Here is an 18,780-nt window from a genome sequence, read left to right on the forward strand (position 1 = left end):
ATGCCGGAAATCATTCACCGGATCGGTCGAGCCCGGTTCAAGACCGGCTCGTTCCGGCGTATTACAGTAAATTCATCTTGTGCTGCGCCTCCATCGCGATGTCGGTGATCAGCATTGCGGCGCGCGCTTTGTTCACGGCGTCCACGCGGGACACCGCGTTTAATTTCGCGAAAATGTTGTGCAGGTGTCGTTTGACGGTTCCCTTGGCGATGCGCAGGGTGCGCGCGATCTGCGCGTTGGTCATCGCCTGCGCCACCAGGGAGATCACCTCCCGCTCGCGGCCGGACAGCAGCTCCCGGTCGTCGCTCATGATCGAGGAGATCACCGACCGGGGCGCGGACAGGAAGACCTTCTCGTCCTCCCGGCACACCTCCCGCACGACCGTGACGAGGTGGTCGCTGGAGATGTCCTTCGGCAGGTAGCCGCGCGCCCCGCCGCGCAGCATGACCTTGGCCTCCACGCTGCGGCCGCCGTGGGCGAGGACCACCACCCGCAGCGCGGCGCCGCTGCCGAGCACCTCGTTGAGCAGGGCGCCGACCTCGCCCGCCTCGTCGCCGCGGTCGTTGAGCCCGAGCACGACGACGTCGGGCCGGTGCTGGCTCACCACCGAGCCGATCTGCTCGACGCCGGGGACCGCCGCGACGACCTGCAGCCCCTCGCCGGCGCTGAGCAGGGCCTCCAGGCCGCACCGGAAGACCGGATTCGACTCGACGACCAGCACCCGCACGACAGCCGCTTGGTTGTAGCTCACGAATACCCCCGTTTCTGCTCTACCGGAAATGGTGGCCTCCGTCCGTTCCGAGGCATGCGTTTGCGTCGGCTCGAAAAATATCGGGCAGGCTTCCAGGCCTGGTAGAATCATCGATGATTCGGTGGTGAGGGCAGGCCGGGACGGCGCCATGCAATTCCTAGTCGCATGGCGATTGCAGACGTTACCGGCCCGGTGCCCTCAAAGCCGTGTCATTATAGCTCGCATGATCGGTAAGCGACTATATGTCAAATCCCTGACCGAGCGATTTCTGACGCTTCACAGATCCAGGGTCACGTCGTATGCGCGCAGCCAGTCGTCCAGCCACAGCGCCATCTCCAGGCCGCCGCGGTCGTAGGGCCGGCTGCGGTCGCCGACGTCGCGCCGCAGCAGCCCGGCGGCGCGCCGCAGGTCCAGCAGGGGGCGCACGGGCGCGTCCCGGTCGGCGAGGACCGCCGCCAGCCGGGTGCGCAGCGCCGCCTCGTAGGCCGGGTCGAGCGTGGCCGGGTAGGGCGTCTTGACCCGCTCCACGACGCTGCGCGGCAGCAGGTCGGCGACCGCCGCCCGCAGCAGGCTCTTCTCCCGCCCGTCGAACGACTTCATCGACCACGGGACGTTGAACACGTACTCGACCAGGCGGTGGTCGCAGAACGGCACCCGCGCCTCCAGCCCGACCGCCATGCTCATGCGGTCCTTGCGGTCCAGCAGCGTCTGCAGGAAGCGGGTCAGGTTCAGGTACGTGATGCGCCGCATCCGCCGCTCCTGCGGGTCCTCGCCGGGCAGCTCCGGCACCTCCGCCACCGCCTCGGCGTAGCGGGCCGCGCGGTAGCCGGGGATGTCGAGCTTGTCGACCAGCCCGCGGTCCAGCAGCGACAGCCCGCCGAAGTAGCGCGCCGATCCGGCCGTCAGCCACGGGAACGTGTCGGCGCCGACCGCGTTCGGGTTGCGGAACCACCGGTAGCCGCCGAACAGCTCGTCGGCGGACTCGCCGGACAGCGCGACCGTGCAGTGCTGCCGTACCGCCTGGAACAGCAGGTACAGCGACGGCCACATGTCGCCCCAGTACGCCGGCGGCAGGTCGGTGGCGGCGAGCACCTTCGCCCGCAGGTCCGGCGCGCCGAGCCGGCCGCTGTCCAGCAGCACCTCGGTGTGCCGGGACCCGACGTGCGCGGCGACCTGCCGGGCGTACGGCCGGTCGGCGTCGCCGCGCACCGCGTCGGCCCGGAACACGTCCTCGGCACCGGCGAAGTCGACCGAGAACGAGCGCACCGGCCCGTCGCCGGCCGCGGCGAGGGCCCGGCCGGCGAGGGCGGTGACCGCCGAGGAGTCCAGGCCGCCCGACAGCAGCGTGCACACCGGCACGTCCGCGACGAGCTGCCCGGCGACCGCCTCCTGCAGCAGGCCGCGCACCGTGGCGACGGTCGTGGGCAGGTCGTCGGCGTGCGGGCGGGCTTCCAGCGACCAGAACGGCCGCTTCGTGATCCCGCCGCGGCGGACCCGCACCAGGTGGCCGGGGCGCACCTCGTACATGCCGGAGAACACCGCGTGCTCGGGCGTCTTCACCATGTCGAGGACCTCGCACAGGCCCTCCGCCGTGACCCGGGCGGCCGCCGCCGGGTTGGCCAGGATCGCCTTGGGCTCCGAGCCGAACAGCACCCCGCCCGGCGTGGGCAGGTAGTACAGCGGCTTGACCCCCATCCGGTCGCGCACCAGCAGCAGCTCCTCGCGCGCGACGTCCCAGACGGCGAGGGCGAACATGCCCACCATCCGGTCGGCGAGGCGCTCGCCCCACTGCAGGTAGGCGCGCAGCACCACCTCCGTGTCGCCGCGGGTGCGGAACACGTGGCCGTGCGCCTCCAGCGCGCCGCGCAGCTCCGCGAAGTTGTACAGCTCCCCGCAGAACGTCAGGACCGCCACCGTCCGGCCGTCGACCTCGACGCGCATCGGCTGCCGGCTGCCCTGCGGGTCGATGATGGCCAGCCGCCGGTGCCCGAGCGCGACCCGCCGGTCCAGCCACAGCCCCTCGTCGTCGGGGCCGCGGCACGCCATGGTGTCCGTCATCGCTGCCGCGACGGCCCGCTGCCCCGACAGGTCACGGGTGTAGTCGACCCACCCCACGATCCCGCACATGTCCGCGTCCCCGGCCCGCGCGCCGTCAGGCCCGCCGCCCGAGCCGGGCGTTGACCTCGTCGAGCAGCAGCCGGGGCGTCTTGGCGTCGGTGACGACCGAGTCCGACAGGTGGATGCCGTTGTCCCGCTCGATGCGGCTGACGGTGTTGAGCAGCGCCAGCGAGTCGTACCCGAGCTGGTCGAACGGCACGTCCAGCACGTCGCCGGTCAGGTCGACCGCCTCGTCCTCGCCGGCGCTGTCCCGCAGCAGTTCGATGAGCTGGTCGATGCTGAACTGGGCCATCGTGACCACCTTCGCGTGTCGGTGGGGCGCGCGGCAGGTCGCGCGCCCGGAGTGCCGACCACGCTGACCGAGCCCGGTCGAGGCGGCTTTGAGCGGCGGTGGATGCCGGTGCCGCACCGTCGGTGTCGCGTCCCGGCCCGCCACCACGGCCCGCCGGGGCGCCCGGCCGGCCGTGGCGGCCGCCCGGCGGACGACGGAGAGGACCGTTGATGACTGGTTCAGCACCGCTGGCGACGACCGCGCGCGAGGGCCCGGACTGGACGCTGTGCCCGGCGTGCCGCGCCCTGATCTTCACCGCCCGGCTGCGGCGCGACCTCTGGGTCTGCCCCGACTGTGCCCGGCACCTGCCGATGACGGCCCAGCGCTGGCTGGACGTCCTGTTCGACCCCGGCTCGGTGCGCCAGGCCGACATCGCGGTCGCCGACACCGACCCGCTCGGCTTCACCGACGCGCTGCCCTACCCGCGGCGGCGCGAGGACGCCCGCCGGCGCACCGGCCTCACCGAGGCGGCCGTCGTCGTCTCCGGCACCGTCGAGGGCGCGCCCGTGGTCGCCGCCGTCATGGACTTCGGGTTCATGGGCGGCAGCATGGGCGCCGCCGTCGGTGACCTCGTCGCCGGCGCGGCCGCCCTGGCCCTGCGCGAGCGCACGCCGCTGCTGCTGGTCACCTGCTCCGGCGGGGCCCGCATGCAGGAGGGCGCGCTGTCGCTGATGCAGCTGGCCCGCACCAGCGAGGCGATGGGCCGCCTCGACGCCGCCGGGATCCTCACCGTCTGCCTGGTCACCGACCCGACGTTCGGCGGGGTCGCGGCGTCGTTCGCGACCCTCGGCGACGTGATCGTCGCCGAGCCGGGCGCGCGGCTCGGCTTCGCCGGGCCACGGGTCATCGAGCAGACGATCCGCCAGCCGCTGCCGGCCGGTTTCCAGACCGCGGAGTTCCTGCACGGCCGCGGCCTGATCGACCTGGTGTGCCCGCGCGGCCGGCTGCGCCCGGCGCTGCGGCGCATCCTCACCCTGGGCGGCCCGCCGTCGGCCCGCCGCAACCCCCGCCCGCTGCCCGCCGCCGGCCCGGCCGGCCCGGCCGCCCCGCACGGCGCGGCAGGGCCGGCCGGGGTGGACGGGCTGGTGACCGACCCGGCCGAGCTGCCGGAGCGGGACCCGTGGCACAGCGTCCGGCTGGCCCGCGACATCGCCCGCCCCGGCGTCGCCGACTTCGCGGCCCGCGCGTTCGCCGACTTCCAGGAGCTGCACGGCGACCGGCTGGCCAAGGACTGCCCCGCGATCACCGGCGGCCTGGCCCGGCTCGGGCGGACCACGGTGATGCTCATCGGCACCCGCAAGGGGCACACCGCGGCCGAGCTCGCGGCGCACAACTTCGGCATGGCCTCACCCGCCGGGTACCGCAAGGTGGCCCGGCTGCTGCGGCTGGCCGCGAAGCTCGGCGTGCCGGTCGTGACGATCGTCGACACCCCCGGCGCGCACCCGGGCATCGAGGCGGAGCAGGACGGGCAGGCGTTCGCGATCGCCGACTGCCTGCGGCGCATGGCGCGGCTGCCGGTGCCGGTGGTGAGCGTCATCGTCGGTGAGGGCGGCAGCGGCGGCGCCCTCGCGCTCAGCGTCGCCGACCGGGTCCTCATGTTCGCCGACGCCGTGTACTCCGTGATCAGCCCCGAGGGCTGCGCGGCGATCCTGTGGAACAGCGCGGCGCAGGCGCCCCGGGCCGCGGCCGCGCTGCGGGTCGGCGCCCGGGACCTGCTGCGGCTCGGCGTCGTCGACGCGGTGATCCCCGAGCCGCCCGGCGGCACCCAGGCCGACCACCAGGCCGCCGCCGACCTGCTGCGCGACGCGGTGACCCGCCAGCTCGCCGAGCTGGCCCGGGTCCCCCGGGCGGACCTGCCGGCGCTGCGCGCCGAACGGTTCCGCCGGTTCTCCACCCTGCCACCGCAACCCGCCACCGCGATGACCGTCGCCGCCGCCGCGCCCGCGGCCGGAAGGAGGGGCTGACATGACCACCACCGCGGACACCAACGGCCGCCGCACCACCGACACCACCGACCGCCGGCCAGCCGAGGACGGCGCGTCATCGCTGGTCCACGCGTTGCGTGAGGCGGCGGCCGCCGTCGGGGCCCTGCTGGACCGGACCGGCCCACGTCCTCAGGCACTGACGGTCCGGGCCGGCGACGTCGCCATCGACATCGCCTGGCCGGGCGCCCCGTCGGCGGCCCCCGCACCACCGCCCGCCGCCGCGTCGAACGCCCCCGCCACGGCCCACGGACCCGCCGCCGCGTCGCAGGCAGCAGACGCGCCGCGGGAGCCCACCGGCGGCCGGTACGTGACCGCACCGACCGTCGGCACGTTCTACCGGGCGCCGACGCCGGGCGGTGCGCCGTTCGTCGAGGAGCACGGCACGGTGGTGGCCGGCCAGCAGGTCGCCATCGTCGAGGCGATGAAGCTCATGATCCCCGTGGAGGCGGAGCTGTCCGGCCGGATCGTGCGGGTGTGCCGGCAGGACGGCGACCCGGTCGAGTACGGCGAGCCGCTGTTCGAGGTGGCACCGCTGTGAAGCGCGTCCTCATCGCCAACCGCGGCGAGATCGCGGTGCGGGTCGCCCGTACCTGCCGGGAGCTCGGCCTCGGCGTGGTCGCCGTGTGCTCCGAGGCGGACCGGGACTCCGCGGTCACCCGGCTCGCCGACACGACCGTCGTGATCGGCCCGCCGGCGGCGCGCCGCAGCTACCTCAACGCCGCCGCCGTCATCCAGGCGGCGCTGCAGACCGGCGCCGACGCGGTCCACCCCGGCTACGGCTTCCTGTCCGAGGACGCCGACTTCGTCGAGGCGTGCGAGGCGAACGGGCTGACGTTCATCGGGCCACCCGCCGCGGTGATGCGCCGCCTCGGCGACAAGTCCACGGCGCGGGCCGCGATGGCCGCGGCGGGCCTGCCGCTGCTGCCGGGCACGCTCGAGCCGCTCGCCGACGCCGACGCCGCCGCCCGCGCGGCCGAGGCCGCCGGGTACCCGGTCATCATCAAGGCGGTCGCCGGCGGCGGCGGGCGCGGCATGCGCGTCGTCACCGACCCCGCCGACGTGGTGGGCGCCTACCGGGAGACGCACGCGGCGGCGCAGCTGCTGTTCGGCGACGGCCGGGTCTACCTGGAGCGGTACGTGACCGGCGCCCGGCACGTCGAGGTGCAGATCCTCGCCGACGGCCACGGCGGCTGCGTCCACCTGGGGGAGCGGGACTGCTCCGTGCAGCGGCGGCACCAGAAGCTCATCGAGGAGACCCCGGCGCCCGGGCTGCCCGCGGAGCTCACCGGCCGCATCGCGCAGGCCGCGGTGCGCGGCGCCCGGGCCGTCGGCTACGTGGGCGCCGGGACGTTCGAGTTCGTCGTCGACGGCGCCGGCGGGTTCTCCTTCATGGAGGTCAACTGCCGCATCCAGGTCGAGCACCCGGTGACCGAGGCGGCCGCCGGTGTGGACCTGGTCCGCGAGCAGATCCTGGTCGCCGCCGGCGAGCGGCTGTCGATCGCGCAGCAGGACGTCCGGCCGCGCGGCGCGGCCATCGAGTGCCGGATCAACGCGGAGGACCCGGCGCGCGGCTTCCTGCCCACGCCGGGGCTGCTGACCGAGTTCACCGCGCCGGGCGGGCCGTTCGTGCGGGTCGACACCCACGCGCACCCCGGGTACCGGATCCCCGCCATGTACGACTCGCTGCTGGCGAAGGTGATCGTATGGGGCCCGGACCGGCCGCAGGCGATCGCGCGGATGCGCACCGCGCTGGACGAGTTCCGGGCGACCGGCGCCGGGATCCACACGACCGCCGGGTACCTGTCGGCGATCCTGGACGACCCGTGCTTCCGCGACGGCCGGCACACCACGCAGTGGCTGCCCGACGCCGGCTGAGCACACGACGACGCCGCGGTGCCCGCCCGGGCACCGCGGCGTCACGGGGGGACCGTCAGGACGGCAGGATCGCCACCGCGCGGGCCCAGCCGGCGCCCGCGTTGCGGATCTTCACCGGCAGGCAGCTGACCGTGAACCCGGTCGGGGCGGGCAGCGTCTCCAGGTGGTTGAGCCGCTCGATCTGGCAGTACTCGCGCTCCCGGCCCAGGAAGTGCGCCGGCCACAGCACGCCGGTGTCGCCGGTGCGCTGGTACTCGCGGATCATGTGCCCGAACGGGGCGTCGAGGCTGAACGCGTCGGTGCCGATGACCCGCACCCCGAGGTCCAGCAGCAGCTCGGTGGCGGAGCGGTCGAGGCCGGTGAAGTCGGTGAAGTACGCCGGGGTGCCGGACAGCCGCGCCGCGCCCGTGTGCAGCAGCACCACGTCCATCGGCCGGGGCGTGTAGTCGATGCGGTCGAACTGCAGCTTGAGCCGGTCGCTGTCGACGGTGCCGACCGGCGCGTCGCTGATGTCGAGCACCACCCCGGGCCGCACGAACCAGTCCAGCGGCAGCTCGTCGACGTCGCGGGGGCGGCCGTACGCAGCCGTCGAGCCGTAGTGCGACGGCGCGTCCACGTGCGTGCCGGTGTGCGAGGTCAGCCGCAGGAAGTCCAGCGACAGCAGCTCGCCGCCGGGCAGCACCGCCGGGTCGAAGTCCAGGTCGTGCTTGGTGCGCATGGCCTCCGCCATGTGCAGCGCGCCCTCGGCCGGCGACATGACGGTGTGCTCGATCGGGTTGGGCTCCCAGACGCCGGCGTCCACCGGCGTCGACAGGTCGATGATGCGCATGTCCGGCTCCTTTACCTGGTGGTGGCGTGCTCGCCGGGGCGCAGGCCGAACCCGCGCAGCGCCGTGGCGAGGTCCTGCCCGGTGCTCAGCCGGCCCTTGCCGGCGAGGTACCCGTCGGGGCGCACGAGCGCGTAGTCGCCGGGCCCCAGCCCGAGCCGCTCGTGCACGGCGCGGTCCGGGTCCGGCAGCGGCCCCGGGTAGGTCTCGGAGCGGGCCGCGTCCAGCAGGGTGCGCACCGACACGGTCCCGCTGAAGCGCCGCGCCGCGTCGTGCAGGGCGCCGGCCACCGCGGGGTCCGCCGCGGCCACCCCGAGCAGCGTCCAGCGCGGGTCGGCGAGCTCGTCGCACATCGCCGCCCAGCCGGGGCTGCGCCGCTGCTCGTCGGTGGAGCAGGCGACCCGGTACCCGGGCCGGACGCCGGGACCGCCGGTCGCCGGCGCGCTGAGCGGGCTGCCGGCGTAGTGCAGCGCCAGCCCCGACATCCCCTCCATGATCTTGCGTTCGACCTTGCGCTTGAGCGGCTTGACCGTGTTGAGGATGCCCAGCCCGACCGGCAGGACCACGGGCGCGGCGGCGTTGCGCAGCGCGACCAGGCCGGTCGCGGTGCGGGTGGAGGCGAGCAGCGTCTCACCGATCGGCACCCGCTCCGCGGAGTAGCTGTCCAGCAGCGTGTCCTCGGCGTGGCCGCGGATCACGTCGGCGAGCTTCCAGCTCAGGTTGTACGCGTCCTGGACGCCGGTGTTGAGCCCCTGGCCGGACGCGGGGCTGTGCACGTGCGCGGCGTCGCCGGCCACGAAGCAGCGCCCGGCCCGCATCTGCCCGATCATCCGCTGCTGGATCTCGAACACCGACACCCACGTGGGTGTCCGTACGTGGACGGGGGTGCGCAGCGCCCGGGTCATCTTGCGCGCGAAGCGGGCGGCGACCGCGTCGGGGTCGTCGGCGCCGGTGACGTCGACGGTGTCCAGCAGCCGCCACTTGCCCTCGGCGGGGAACGGCACCAGCATGATCGTGCCGTTGCCGGTGTGCATCCAGTGCAGGCTGTCGCGCGGCAGCGGCGCGTCCACGACCGCGTCGGCGATGAGCCACGTCTCGGTCGAGTCGCCCTGCAGGCGCAGGTCCAGCCGCTTGCGCACCGTGCTGTGCCCGCCGTCGGCGCCGACCAGCCACGGCACGGTGAGCCGCTGCACGGTGCTGTCGGCGCGCTGCAGGACCACGTCGACGCGGTCCGGGTGGTTGGTGAGGTCGACCAGGCCGACGCCCCACTCGACGTCCACGCCGAGCCGGTGCAGGGCGTCGCGGAGGATCTCCTCCGCGATGACCTGGTCGACCTGCAGCGTGAACGGGAACCGGGTCGGCAGGTGCGAGTAGTCGGTGTCCAGCCGGATGAGCCGGCGGCCCGCCCGGTGCATCGTGAAGTGCTCGACCCGCTGGCCGCGGCGCAGGAACTCCTCGGCGAGGCCCATCTGGGCGTAGGTCTCCATCGTGCGTGCGTGGGTCGCGGTCGCGCGGCTGGTCACGGCGGGTCCGGCCGCGCGGTCGACGACGCGCACGGCGACGCCCCGCCGGGCCAGCTCGTGCGCCGCGGTCAGCCCGACCGGCCCGGCGCCCACGACCAGTACGTCGACGTCTGCGTTCATCGGCTTCTCCTGTCTCGGGTGCGGCCACTGTGCTGACCGCGCCTCGACCACCGGTCGAGCAGCGGCGGAGCGACGCCGCCCGGGGAGGGCGCCGCCGGGTGCGCACCGGCCCGCTCGCCCTGCCCTCGACCCGCCGTCGAGCGCCCGCCGCCACAGTCCGTCGTGCACCGCGACAGGCACCGGACGCGGGCACCGGACCGGACACCAGAGGGAGTGACGAGCCACGATGAGCGCTGCGTACGTGACCGCCGGCCCACCGATCCGCGGCACCCTCGACGGGCTGCTCGGCGGGCCCGGCGTCGCCGACCTGCTGACCAGGGCCGCGCACCGGGACCCGGACCGGGTCGCGCTGCGGTGCGGGGCGCGGCAGTACACCTTCGCCGGGCTCGACGACGCCGTCAGCCGGTGCGCCGCCGTCCTGCGCGGGCTCGCCGCGCCGGGCTCGGTGGTCGCGGTCGCCGGCGTGCTCGACCCCGTCTTCGCCGTCGGGTTCCTCGGCGCGATCCGGGCCGGCCACGTCAGCGCGCAGGTCAATCCGCTGCTGCACGAGGAGGCGCTGCGGCACGTGCTGGCCCTCAGCGAGGCGGCGACGGCGATCGTCACGCCGCGCATGTACCGCCGCCTCGCCGGCTCCCGCGACTGGCTGCCGCGGCTGGGGCGGATCGTGCTCACCCACCGCGACGCGGAGACGGCCGCCGACGCGGTACCGACGCTGTGGGACCTCATGGACGGCGCGCCCGCCGGCGCCGGCCCGGCCGGCAGCACCGCCGGGGACGCCGACCCCGACGCGGTGGCGTGCCTGCAGTTCACCAGCGGCACCACCGGACCGGCGCGGGCCGTGCGCCTGTCGCACCGCAACCTCACCGTCAACGCGGCGCAGACCGCGTACGGCCACCGTCTCAGCGACACGTCGGTGCTGTTCAACTACCTGCCGACGTTCCACCTCATGCACCTGACGATCGGCCTGGCCGCCGGCGCGACCCACGTGCTGTGGCCGGACGAGGACGTCGCCGACGCGGTGCGCGGCGCGGCCCGGTGCGGCGCCACCCACTTCTACAGCCTGCCGGTGCGCCTGATCCGCCTCGCCCGCGACGAGCGGCTGCCGGGGCTGCGGATCCCGGGGCTGCGGGCCGTGCTGTCCGGCGGGTCCGCGGTGCCGCCCGAGGTGACCGAGGCGCTGCAGCGGCACTTCGCGGTGCCGGTGACGCAGGGCTTCGGGCTGGCGGAGACGTCACCGTCGACGCACCTGGGCCACCTGGAGCGGCCCCGCACCGGCTCGTGCGGACCGCCGGTGCCGGGCACCGAGTGCCGCATCGTCGACGTCGACACCGGCGTGCCGCTGCCGCCCGGCGGTGTCGGCGAGATCCAGGTCCGCGGGCCGCAGCTGATGCTCGGCTACCTGGGCCGGGACCGCTCCCGCGACGTCGACGCCGACGGCTGGTTCGCCACCGGCGACGTCGGCCGGGTCGACGAGGACGGCTACCTGTACGTCGTGGACCGCATCAAGGACGTGTTCAAGTGCGACAACTGGCTGGTCTCGCCGAGCGAGATCGAGGCCACGCTGCGCAGCCACCCGGCGGTCGCCGACTGTGTCGTGTTCGACCACCCCGACCCGGACAGCGGCGCGGTCGCGCACGCCCTCGCCGTCGTCACCGACCCGGCCACGGACCCCGCCGGGCTCATGTCGTTCGTCAACGAACGGCAGCCGTACTACGCGCACCTCAAGGACGTCGAGCTGGTCGACGCGATCCCGCGCTCGGCGACCGGCAAGGTGCAGCGCCGGGCGTTGCGCGACGCCGCGCTCGAACGGCGCCGCACCCGGTAGGCCACCGACCCACCCACAGACAGGAGTGCAGCATGTTCACGTTCATCGACCGGCTCACGGTCACCGGCGACGCCGCCGAGTTCGAGCGGGTCATCGCCGAGATCTCCCGGCACATGGCGACCCAGCCGGGGTTCCGCTCGCACCGGTTCTACCAGTCGCAGCGCGACCCGAAGGTGTACGTCGAGATCGCCGAGTGGGAGAGCGCCGAGCACCACCGGCAGGCGACCGCGACCGACGGCTTCCGGCAGCCGCTGCAGACCGTCATCAAGCACGCCGAGGTCGACTTCGCGCCGTACACGCTGCGCGCCCAGCACAGCGCCGACGCGCACGACGCGCCCGCCGGGGCCACCCGGTGACGGCCACGGACGGCACCGCGGGCACTGCCGCGGACGGGACCGGCACCGCGCTGCCCGACGCGGTGCGGCACCTGCGGGAGCTGGCGCTCAGCGCGGCCGGCGCGGCGGCGGTGCGGGTCGCGGCCCGGCTCGGCCTCGCCGACGCGCTCGGCGACGCGCCGCGCACCGCCGCCGACCTCGCCGCGGACGTCGGCGCCGACCCGGCCGCCACGCTGCGGCTGCTGCGGGTCCTCGCCAGCCACGGCCTGTTCACCGCCACCGACGACGGCCGGTGGGCGCACACCCCGATGTCGCGGCTGCTGCGCGACGACGCACCGCTCGGCCTGCGCCACAGCGTGCTGTGGGCGACCGAGCCGTGGACGTGGCAGCTGTGGCCGCACCTGGAGCAGGCCGTGCGCAGCGGCCACAGCGTCTTCGAGGACCTGCACGGGCAGGAGTTCTTCGCATACCTGCACGCCGAGGCACCGCAGTCCGCCGAGGTGTTCAACCGGGCGATGACCCAGTCCAGCCGGCTGTCCGGCCGGGCCATCGCCGACGTGCTCGACCTCGCCGGCGCCGAGGTGGTCGCCGACATCGCCGGCGGGCAGGGGCACGTGCTGCGGACCCTGCTGGAGCGCCACGACCACCTGCGCGGGGTGCTGTTCGACCTGCCGGAGGTCGTCGCGGCCGCGGACCCGGCGCTGCGCCCCGGCGGCGCCCTCGCCGGCCGGGTCCGGCTGGTCGCCGGCGACTGCCGCCACGACGTGCCGGTGCGCGCCGACCTGTACCTGCTGAAGAACATCCTCGAGTGGGACGACGACAGCACCGTCGCCACGTTGCGCAGCATCGTCGCCGCGGCCCGCCCCGGCGCCCGGGTCATGGTCCTGGAGAACCTCATCGACGGCAGCCCCGAGATGCGCTTCACCACCGCGATGGACCTGCTGCTGCTGCTCAACGTCGGCGGCCGCAAGCACACCCGGCAGGGGCTGCTCGACCTCATGGCGAAGGCCGACCTGCGGGTCACCGAGGTGCGGCCGGTGAACTCGTACCTGCACCTGATCGCCGCCACCGTGCCCGGATGAGCGGGCGGCCGGTCGCGCTGCTGCTGCCCGGGCAGGGATCGCAGCACCCCGGCATGGCGGTGGAGCTGTACGGCGCCGAGCCGGCGTTCACCGACGCCATGGACGGGTTCCTCGGCCTGCTCGGCGCGGAGGGCCGCCGGCTGCGCGCCGCGTGGCTGTCGGCCCGGCCGGGTGCGGCGTTCGACGACGCGGCGACCGCGCAGCCGCTGCTGTTCGCGGTCGGGTACGCGCTGGGCCGGGCCCTGCACGACCGTGGTGTCCGGCCGGCCGCGCTGCTCGGGCACAGCGTCGGCGAGCTGGCCGCGGCCGTGCTCGCCGGCGTGCTCGACCTGCCCGGCGCGGCGCACGTGAACCTGGCCCGCACGGCCGCGATGGCGGGCGCCCCGCCCGGCGGGATGCTCGCCGTCGTGGCCGCGGCGGCGGACCTGGCGCCGTACGTGGACCCGCCCGGCGACCCGGACGGGGTGGTGGTCGGCGCCGTCAACGCGCCGCGGCAGACGGTGCTGTGCGGGCCGCTGCCGCGGCTGTCGGCGGTCGCCGGGCGGCTGCGCGCCGACGGGGTCGTGCACCGGCCGGTCGCGGCCCGGCAGCCGTTCCACAGCCCGGCCCTGGCCGGCGCGGCGGCCCGGTTCGCGGCGGCGTTCGCCGACGTGCCCCTGGCGGCGCCGGGCATCCCGGTGTGGTCCACCCGCACCGGCGCCGTGGTCGGCGCGGCGCAGGCGCTCGACGGCGGGTTCTGGGGCGGCCAGCTGGCCGCGCCGGTGCTGTTCTGGCCGGCCCTGGACGCGCTGCTGGCCGGCGGCGGGTACACCCTCGTGGAGGCCGGCCCGGGCCAGCTGCTGACGACCCTGGCCCGGCGGCACCCGGCGGTGCGCGCCGGGCGCAGCGCGGTCGTGCCGCTGCTGCCGTCCGGCACGGCCGGCGCCGCCGGTGCCCGCGACACGTTCGGTGCGGCGCTCGCCACGCTGACCGGACCCGGCCCGCGGCACTGACCCTCCGCACACGACGGCCCCGGGAGCGCGGTGCGCCCCGGGGCTGCGATCCTGACCGTCCACGGTTCGGGGGGCGCGGTGCGCCCCGGGGCTGCGATCCTGACCCTCCACGGCCCGGGGGCGCGAAGCGCCCCCGGGCCGTCCGTCGCCGGCTCAGCGCAGGTCGTCGCGGGTGACGCTGCGGCTGCGCACCCGCAGCTCGCCGTCCTCGCGGACCAGCACGTCGGTGCAGACGCAGGTGCGGTGCAGCCGCGGCTCGCCCCCCTCCAGGGTCGAGAACACCAGCGCGTAGCAGCGCACCAGCACCGTGCCGTCCGGCTGCGGCCGCACGTCCAGCATGCCGTGCCAGTGCCGGCGCTGATCACCGGCCGCGGCCAGCTCCGCCGCCGTCCGGCGCATCATCGCGACCAGGTTGTCCCGGCCGTGGACCGGCTCCGGCAGGGTCGGCACGGCGAAGCTGCCGTCCGCGGTGAACGTGGCGCCCCACTCGTCGGCCGCGCCGGCGTCCAGCAGCTGCATGTGCCGGGCGTAGAACTGCTGCACCTCGATGTAGAGCCGGTCGAACCCGATGTCCCGCACCTGCGGCGCCGCCTGCGTTGTCACGATGCCTCTCCCGTCGTCGCGGTTGCCACCGGCCGTGCTGCCGGCCGGCCCGGCCAACGCTGCCGGTGCCCGTTCGACGCCCGGTGGAGGGCGGCTCGCAGCGGTCTGGTCGACCCGTGCTTGACCCGGCCTATAAGGGCGGCGCCGACCTTAGAACGCGACGGCAACGCGACGCGACGCGACGGGTCCGTCCGAGACGAGAGGATCTCCCATGTTGACGGTCGACACCCAGGTCGTGGAGGACCGGTGCGCGGTCGGCGCACCCGCGACCGACGTGGCGCAGGTGCTGAACGACGTCGCCGGCTGGCCCCAGCTGCACCGCCCGGCGGTGCACGCCGAGGTCCGCGAGCGCGGCGAGGACGGCGACCTGGTGCAGCACTGGTGGGTGACCAGCCGCACCACGGTGCGCAGCTGGCTGGAGCGGCGCACCGTGTCCGACGGCGGCCGGCGGGTCGACGTCGTGCACGAGCCGGCCGCGGCGCCGTTCGCCGACGTCCGTCAACAGTGGACGGTGCAGGACGACGGCGCCGGCGGCAGCGTCATCCAGGTGCGTCACCAGTTCACCCTGGCCCGGCCCGACCAGGCGGAGGCGGCGCGGCAGGTGGAGCTGGCCCGCGGCGAGCTCGCCGAGTTCCTCGCGTCGGTCCGGTACGCCGCCGAGCACCGCGAGGAGCTGGCCGACCTCGTGGTCGCCTTCGAGGACCCGCTGTACGTCGCCGGGCCGGTCGAGAAGGCGTACACCTACCTGTACGAGGCCGACAAGTGGCCGGAGCGCATCCCGCACGTCGTGGGCCTGAAGCTGGAGCAGCCGTCGCCGGACGTGCAGTTCTTCGACATGGACACGAAGTCCGCGGACGGCTCCGAGCACACGACCCGCTCGGTGCGCATCTGCCTGGAGAACCACAAGATCGTGTACAAGCAGACGCAGCCGCCGAAGACGATGACCGCGCACACCGGGCACTGGCTGGTCACCCCGGCGCGGGAGGGGTTCATCCTCAGCGCCCGGCACACCGCCACGATCCGGCCCGAGGGCATGCACCTGCTCGGCGAGGGCACGACCGTGGAGAAGGCCCGCCGGTACCTGCGCCGGGTCCTCAGCGCCAACAGCATGGGCAACCTGCGGCTGGCCAAGGCGTACGCGGAAGAGGAGCTGGGCTGGTGACCGCCGACGCGTCGCCACCCGCCGCCGACGAGGTGCTCGCCGGGGCGGCCGTCTACAGCCGGCGGATCCTCGCCGCCTACGACCTCTGGGTGCTCGGGTTCGTCTGCTCCCGCATCTGGCACTGCCCGCGCCGGGAGATGCTGGCCCTGTACGACGAGCACGTCGGCGCCGAGCACCTCGACCTGGGCCCCGGCACCGGGTTCTTCCTGGACCGGTGCCGGTTCCCGACGCCGGCGCCGAAGCTGGTCCTCGCCGACCTCAACGAGGAGGTGCTGCGCAAGACCGGCGGGCGGCTGCACCGGTACCACCCGACGCTGTACAAGCGGGACGTGCTGCAGCCGCTGGAGCTCGGCGCGGCCCGGTTCGACTCGGTCGGCATGAACTTCCTGCTGCACTGCCTGCCGGGCGGGATGCGGCACAAGACGACCGTCTTCGACCACGTGCGGCAGTACGTGCGTCCCGGCGGCCGGATCTTCGGCAGCACCGTGCTGGCCCGGGGCGTGCGGCACGGCCGGATGGCGCCGAAGGCCCTGGAGTCGCTCAACGCCGACGAGGTCATGCACAACGCCGAGGACGCCCTCGGCGACCTGGACGCGGCCCTCGCCGCCCGGTTCGACACGTACCGGCTGTGGACGAGGGGTTCGGTCGGCCTGTTCGTGGTCACGGTCGGCTGAGCGCGAGGCCGGCACAGCAGTGCGCCGGACCGGGATTCCCGGTCCGGCGCCTTCGTGCGCTGGGTCAGTCGCGGCGCAGCACCATGGCCGCGTTGTTGCCGCCGTGGCCGCGCGCCATCACCAGCGCGGTGCGCAGCCGGGCCGGCCGGGGCTGCGGCCCGACCAGGTCGATCAGGCCGGCGAACGCCGGGTCCTCGACGTGCGCGGTCGGCGGGATCACCGAGTCGCGCATCGCCAGCAGCGCGGTCGCCAGGTCCAGCGCCGCCCCACCGGCGAGGAGGCGGCCGGTCAGCGTCTTCGGCGCCGTCACCGGTACCCCGCGCGGGCCGAACACGGCGGCGAGGGCCGTCGCCTCGACCCGGTCGAGGTCGGCGAGCCCGGCCGCGTCGGCGAACACGACGTCGACGTCGGCGGCGGCGACCCGGGCCCGGTCCAGGGCCAGTTCGACCGCCCGGCGCAGCGCCGGTCCGCGGCCGCTGGACGGCGGCGGGTCGAAGGTGGCGGCGTGCCCGGCGACCGTGCCGTACACCTTGGCCGCGCCCCGGGCCCGGGCCCGCACGGGGTCCTCGAGCACGAGCAGGGCGCCGCCCTCGCCGGGCACGTACCCGCCGGCGGCCCGGTCGAACGGCAGGTACGCCCGGTCCGGGTCGGTGGACGTGGTGAGCCGGTTCGAGCGGATCAGGCACACCCAGCTCCACGGGCTCAGCGACCCGTCGACCCCGCCGGTCAGCATGAGGTGCGTGCCGTCGCGCACGTGCCGGCGGGCCTTCGCCACCGCGTCCAGGGCGCCGGCCTGCTCCGCGACCAGGGCGCTGCCGGGGCCGCGCATGCCGTGGCGGATCGAGATCTGGCCGGTGTTGACCGGGTAGAACCAGGCGAAGGACTGGTAGGCGCTGACGTACGCGCCGCCCTTGCTCCACAGCGCCTCCAGCTCCCGGTGGCCGAACTCGAAGCCGCCCGCCGACGCGGCGGTGACCACGCCGGCCGCGTACGGCGGCAGGGTCGCCGGGTCGACGCCGGCGTCGGCGAGCGCCTCCTCGGCGGCGACGAGCGCGAGGCGGGTCATGTGGTCGGTCTGCGGCAGCAGCCGGCTCGGCAGCAGCGCCGTCATGTCGGCGGTGACCTCGCCGGCCAGCTGCGCGGAGTACCCGGACGGGTCGAAGCGGGCGATCCGCCCGATGCCGGAGGTGCCGGCCAGCACCGCCGACCAGTACGCCTCGACGCCGAGACCGTTGGGGGCGACGACGCCGAGGCCGGTGACGACGGCCGCGGTCACGGCGTCCTCCGGTCCGGGTCGGTGAGCACGATCGCGCTCTGGAAGCCGCCGAAGCCGCTGGCGACGCTCAGCACCACGTCGGTGCGCTGCTCGCGGGCGACCAGCGGCACGTAGTCCAGGTCGCACTGCGGGTCGGGTTCGTGCAGGTTCGCCGTCGGCGGGATCACGTCGTGCTCGACGGCCAGCGCGCAGGCGGCGACCTCCAGGGAGCAGATCGCGCCGAGCGAGTGCCCGATCATCGACTTGATCGAGCTGACCGGGGTCGTGTACGCGTGCTTGCCGAGGCTGCGCTTGTAGGCGTTCGTCTCGTGCAGGTCGTTCTGCTTCGTCGCGGAGCCGTGCGCGTTGATGTAGTCGATGCCGGACACGTCGACGCGGGCCTTGTCCAGCGCGTCGTCGATCGCGGCGGACAGCTCGGCGCCGTCCGGGCGCAGCCCGGTCATCGAGAAGGCGTTGCTGCGCGAGGAGTACCCGGCGATCTCCGCGTACACGTGGGCGCCGCGGCGCCGGGCGTGGCCGAGCTCCTCCAGCACGAAGATCGCCGAGCCCTCGCCGAGGGCGAAGCCGTCGCGGGTCCGGTCGAACGGCCGCGACGCCGTCTCCGGCTGGTCGTTGCGGGGCGTGGTCGCCTTGATCGCGTCGAAGCAGGCGACGGTGATGGGGGAGATCGCGGCGTCGGACGCGCCGGCGATCATCACGTCGGCCTCGCCGTCGCGGATCAGGTCCGAGGCGTGGCTGAGCACGTCGATGCCGGACGTGCAGCCGGTCGACACGATGCCGACCGGGCCCTCCGCCTCGACCAGCCAGGCGACCTCCGCCGACATCGACGACGGCACGAAGTAGTCGAACAGGTACGGCGACGCGTGCGCCTCCTCGACCAGCCACGTGGCGCCCTCGTCGCTGACGACGGCGTACTCCTGGTCGAGGCTGATCGTCATCCCGCACGCGGTGCCGACCATGACGCCGGTGCGTTCGGGGCGCAGCCCGTCCAGCACGCCGCTGTCGGCGAGCGCCTCGCGGGCCGCGACGACCGCGAACTGGCAGGTGCGGTCCCACCGGCGGATCTGCCGCCGGGTCAGCCCGGCCCGGACCGGGTCGAAGTCGCACTCGGCGGCGACCCGGGAGCGGAACTGGCTGGCGTCGAACCGGGAGATGGTCCGGGTGGCGGTGCGCCCCGCGGTCAGCATCTCCCAGTACTGCTTCGTGCCGACAGCGCCGGGGGCGACCACGCCGATGCCGGTCACCACCACCCGCCGACCACCGTGTCCCTCAGGCATTCATGTCTCCCATCGCAGCGTGAGC

17 protein-coding genes are annotated in these 18,780 nt (G+C 75.0%); 9 read left to right on the top strand and 8 right to left on the bottom strand.

Features of this window, described 5'->3' with window-relative positions; all coding sequences use genetic code 11:
- Positions 1-61: 61 nt before the first annotated feature.
- The 3 genes from OP18_RS02775 to OP18_RS02785 form a co-directional block, all read right to left on the bottom strand.
- The gene (locus OP18_RS02775) at positions 62-751 is read right to left on the bottom strand and encodes a LuxR C-terminal-related transcriptional regulator (protein ID WP_063745416.1); all 690 of its coding nucleotides are present in this window, start codon (positions 749-751) and stop codon (positions 62-64) included.
- A gap of 276 nt (positions 752-1,027) precedes the next feature.
- Entirely contained in the window at positions 1,028-2,878 is a 1,851-nt protein-coding gene (asnB, locus tag OP18_RS02780; protein ID WP_033357097.1) for an asparagine synthase (glutamine-hydrolyzing), read from the bottom strand.
- A 25-nt stretch (positions 2,879-2,903) separates the two neighbouring features.
- Complete coding sequence (locus tag OP18_RS02785) at positions 2,904-3,161, bottom strand: acyl carrier protein (protein WP_033357231.1); 258 nt, start codon at positions 3,159-3,161, stop codon at positions 2,904-2,906.
- A gap of 209 nt (positions 3,162-3,370) precedes the next feature.
- Here OP18_RS02785 and accA point away from each other — a divergent pair, with 209 nt between their 5' ends.
- From accA to OP18_RS02800, 3 genes are read left to right on the top strand one after another with little or no spacing between them, the layout of a single operon-like run.
- Positions 3,371-5,164 carry an acetyl-CoA carboxylase carboxyltransferase subunit alpha/beta gene (accA, locus tag OP18_RS02790; RefSeq protein WP_063745417.1) on the top strand — a complete coding sequence of 598 codons (1,794 nt, stop codon included), beginning with the start codon at positions 3,371-3,373 and terminating at the stop codon, positions 5,162-5,164.
- Between the two features lies 1 nt (position 5,165).
- Positions 5,166-5,723, top strand: coding sequence for an acetyl-CoA carboxylase biotin carboxyl carrier protein (locus OP18_RS02795; RefSeq protein ID WP_052386125.1), 558 nt, complete (start codon positions 5,166-5,168; stop codon positions 5,721-5,723).
- Positions 5,720-7,060, top strand: a complete 1,341-nt coding sequence (locus OP18_RS02800) for an acetyl-CoA carboxylase biotin carboxylase subunit (RefSeq protein ID WP_033357098.1) — start codon at positions 5,720-5,722, stop codon at positions 7,058-7,060. Before OP18_RS02795 ends, OP18_RS02800 begins: the two co-directional genes overlap by 4 nt.
- Positions 7,061-7,115: 55 nt before the next feature.
- Here OP18_RS02800 and OP18_RS02805 read toward each other — a convergent pair whose 3' ends face one another.
- Both OP18_RS02805 and OP18_RS02810 read right to left on the bottom strand, forming a co-directional pair.
- Positions 7,116-7,889 carry a cyclase family protein gene (locus OP18_RS02805; RefSeq protein ID WP_033357099.1) on the bottom strand — a complete coding sequence of 258 codons (774 nt, stop codon included), beginning with the start codon at positions 7,887-7,889 and terminating at the stop codon, positions 7,116-7,118.
- Between the two features lie 11 nt (positions 7,890-7,900).
- A complete protein-coding gene (locus tag OP18_RS02810) occupies positions 7,901-9,529 on the bottom strand; it encodes an FAD-dependent oxidoreductase (protein WP_033357100.1) in 1,629 nt (542 codons plus the stop codon).
- Positions 9,530-9,755: 226 nt separating this feature from the next.
- On the opposite strand from OP18_RS02810, the gene OP18_RS02815 reads away from it, so the two are divergent.
- Genes OP18_RS02815 through OP18_RS02830 form a run of 4 tightly spaced genes read left to right on the top strand, consistent with a single transcriptional unit; the run spans position 9,756 to position 13,763 of the window.
- Positions 9,756-11,354, top strand: a complete 1,599-nt coding sequence (locus tag OP18_RS02815) for a class I adenylate-forming enzyme family protein (protein WP_052386126.1) — start codon at positions 9,756-9,758, stop codon at positions 11,352-11,354.
- A gap of 32 nt (positions 11,355-11,386) precedes the next feature.
- Positions 11,387-11,710: an antibiotic biosynthesis monooxygenase family protein gene (locus OP18_RS02820; RefSeq protein WP_052386127.1), complete on the top strand. Its 324-nt coding sequence runs from the start codon at positions 11,387-11,389 to the stop codon at positions 11,708-11,710.
- Positions 11,707-12,771: a methyltransferase gene (locus OP18_RS02825; RefSeq protein WP_033357101.1), complete on the top strand. Its 1,065-nt coding sequence runs from the start codon at positions 11,707-11,709 to the stop codon at positions 12,769-12,771. The genes OP18_RS02820 and OP18_RS02825 overlap by 4 nt, the downstream gene beginning before the upstream one ends.
- Complete coding sequence (locus OP18_RS02830; protein WP_033357102.1) at positions 12,768-13,763, top strand: acyltransferase domain-containing protein; 996 nt, start codon at positions 12,768-12,770, stop codon at positions 13,761-13,763. The genes OP18_RS02825 and OP18_RS02830 overlap by 4 nt, the downstream gene beginning before the upstream one ends.
- 153 nt (positions 13,764-13,916) lie before the next feature.
- On the opposite strand, the gene OP18_RS02835 is transcribed toward OP18_RS02830, so the two are convergent.
- On the bottom strand, positions 13,917-14,366 hold the full coding sequence (locus OP18_RS02835; protein ID WP_052386183.1) for a nuclear transport factor 2 family protein: 450 nt from the start codon (positions 14,364-14,366) through the stop codon (positions 13,917-13,919).
- Between the two features lie 211 nt (positions 14,367-14,577).
- Here OP18_RS02835 and OP18_RS02840 point away from each other — a divergent pair, with 211 nt between their 5' ends.
- Entirely contained in the window at positions 14,578-15,528 is a 951-nt protein-coding gene (locus tag OP18_RS02840) for an SRPBCC family protein (protein WP_033357103.1), read from the top strand.
- Positions 15,525-16,202 carry a class I SAM-dependent methyltransferase gene (locus OP18_RS02845; protein WP_211273426.1) on the top strand — a complete coding sequence of 226 codons (678 nt, stop codon included), beginning with the start codon at positions 15,525-15,527 and terminating at the stop codon, positions 16,200-16,202. Before OP18_RS02840 ends, OP18_RS02845 begins: the two co-directional genes overlap by 4 nt.
- A 64-nt stretch (positions 16,203-16,266) precedes the next feature.
- Here the strand turns inward: OP18_RS02845 and OP18_RS02850 are convergent, their stop codons facing one another.
- Both OP18_RS02850 and OP18_RS02855 read right to left on the bottom strand, forming a co-directional pair.
- Positions 16,267-17,478 (bottom strand): ketosynthase chain-length factor, encoded by a 1,212-nt coding sequence (locus OP18_RS02850; protein ID WP_033357104.1) that lies wholly within the window; start codon positions 17,476-17,478, stop codon positions 16,267-16,269.
- Positions 17,475-18,755, bottom strand: coding sequence for a beta-ketoacyl-[acyl-carrier-protein] synthase family protein (locus OP18_RS02855; RefSeq protein WP_033357105.1), 1,281 nt, complete (start codon positions 18,753-18,755; stop codon positions 17,475-17,477). The genes OP18_RS02850 and OP18_RS02855 overlap by 4 nt, the downstream gene beginning before the upstream one ends.
- Positions 18,756-18,780 lie beyond the last annotated feature (25 nt).

Origin of the sequence: Dactylosporangium aurantiacum, from assembly GCF_000716715.1 — a bacterium.
Taxonomy (GTDB): Bacteria; Actinomycetota; Actinomycetes; order Mycobacteriales; family Micromonosporaceae; genus Dactylosporangium; species Dactylosporangium aurantiacum.

Coding starts and splice junctions, on each gene's coding strand:
- asnB (WP_033357097.1), bottom strand. CDS start 2,878: ATGTGCGGGATCGTGGGGTGGGTCGACTACACCCGTGACCTGTCGGGG.
- OP18_RS02785 (WP_033357231.1), bottom strand. CDS start 3,161: ATGGCCCAGTTCAGCATCGACCAGCTCATCGAACTGCTGCGGGACAGC.
- accA (WP_063745417.1), top strand. CDS start 3,371: ATGACTGGTTCAGCACCGCTGGCGACGACCGCGCGCGAGGGCCCGGAC.
- OP18_RS02795 (WP_052386125.1), top strand. CDS start 5,166: ATGACCACCACCGCGGACACCAACGGCCGCCGCACCACCGACACCACC.
- OP18_RS02805 (WP_033357099.1), bottom strand. CDS start 7,889: ATGCGCATCATCGACCTGTCGACGCCGGTGGACGCCGGCGTCTGGGAG.
- OP18_RS02810 (WP_033357100.1), bottom strand. CDS start 9,529: ATGAACGCAGACGTCGACGTACTGGTCGTGGGCGCCGGGCCGGTCGGG.
- OP18_RS02815 (WP_052386126.1), top strand. CDS start 9,756: ATGAGCGCTGCGTACGTGACCGCCGGCCCACCGATCCGCGGCACCCTC.
- OP18_RS02820 (WP_052386127.1), top strand. CDS start 11,387: ATGTTCACGTTCATCGACCGGCTCACGGTCACCGGCGACGCCGCCGAG.
- OP18_RS02830 (WP_033357102.1), top strand. CDS start 12,768: ATGAGCGGGCGGCCGGTCGCGCTGCTGCTGCCCGGGCAGGGATCGCAG.
- OP18_RS02840 (WP_033357103.1), top strand. CDS start 14,578: ATGTTGACGGTCGACACCCAGGTCGTGGAGGACCGGTGCGCGGTCGGC.
- OP18_RS02855 (WP_033357105.1), bottom strand. CDS start 18,755: ATGCCTGAGGGACACGGTGGTCGGCGGGTGGTGGTGACCGGCATCGGC.